The 1,192-nt window shown below is 69.5% G+C and carries 1 protein-coding gene; it reads left to right on the forward strand.

Annotated elements, in window-relative coordinates; all coding sequences use genetic code 11:
• Positions 1 to 136: 136 nt before the first annotated feature.
• Positions 137 to 1,192: hydantoinase B/oxoprolinase family protein (locus tag FKP22_RS31070; RefSeq protein ID WP_141292020.1), on the forward strand; the 1,056-nt coding region annotated here is incomplete at its 3' end.

The raw sequence follows: 1,192 nt of genomic DNA on the forward strand, positions 1-1,192 counted from the left end.
ACCCTGGCCGGCCCGGCACTGATCGTCGAGGACGAGACCACCACCGTGGTCTCGCCCGCCTTTGACGCCCACATCGACGGGCACGGCTACATCGTGCTGACGCGGCGCGCCGCCGCCTGACCCTGGAACCCCTGCGATGAACTCCCCCGCCGTCCCGCACGACAACCCGCATGACACCCTGAAGGACCTGCGCCTGCAGGTGATGTGGACCCGCCTGATCTCGGTCGTCGAGGAAGCCGCGCAGGCGCTGATGCGCACCGCCTTCTCGACCACGGTGCGAGACGCCGGCGACCTCTCGGCCGCGGTGTTCGACACCCAGGGCCGGCTGATCGCCGAGGCGGTGACCGGCACCCCCGGCCATGTCAACTCCATGGCCGAAGGCGTGAAGCACTTCCTGGCCCGCTTTCCAGCCGCAACCATGGCCGAAGGCGACCACTACATCACCAACGACCCCTGGCTGACGGCCGGCCACCTGCACGACATCACCGTGGTCAGCCCGGTGGTGATGGACGGCCGGGTGGTCGGCCTGCTGGGCTGCTGCTGCCACCAGCTCGACATCGGCGGCCTGGGCCAGGGGCCCGATGGCCGCTCCATCTTCGAGGAGGGCCTGCAGATCCCGTTGATGAAACTGGCCTCGCGCGGCCAGCTCAACCTGGACCTGATGGCCATCCTGCAGCAGAACGTGCGCACGCCGCTGCAGGTCGAAGGCGATGTGCTTTCCTACATCGCCAGCAACGACACCGGCGCGCGCCGCCTCAAGGCCATGCTGCAGGAGTTTGGCCAGACCAGCCTGGACGCGCTGGGCGACTACATCCTGCAGCAGTCGCTGAGCGCCACGCGCGAGCGCATTGCCGCCCTGCCGCGGGGCTGCTGGCAGAGCGCGCTGACCATCGACGGCTACGACCGCCCCATCACGCTGCGCGCCACGCTGACGATTGCCGAAGACCGTGTCACGGTGGACTATGCCGGCACCGACGGCGCGGTGCCGCAAGGCATCAACGTGGTGCTGAACTACTGCCGCGCCTACACCGTGTTCGGCCTCAAGTGCCTGATCGCGCCCGAGGTGCCGAACAACCACGGCGCGCTGCTGCCCTTCGAGGTGAGCGCGCCCGAGGGCAGCATCCTCAACGCGCAGCGGCCCTCGCCCGTGGCGGCGCGCCACGTCATCGGCCAGATGCTGCCGGACGTGGTG

The sequence above is a fragment of the Ideonella azotifigens genome, assembly GCF_006519715.1.
GTDB lineage: Bacteria > Pseudomonadota > Gammaproteobacteria > Burkholderiales > Burkholderiaceae_C > Ideonella > Ideonella azotifigens.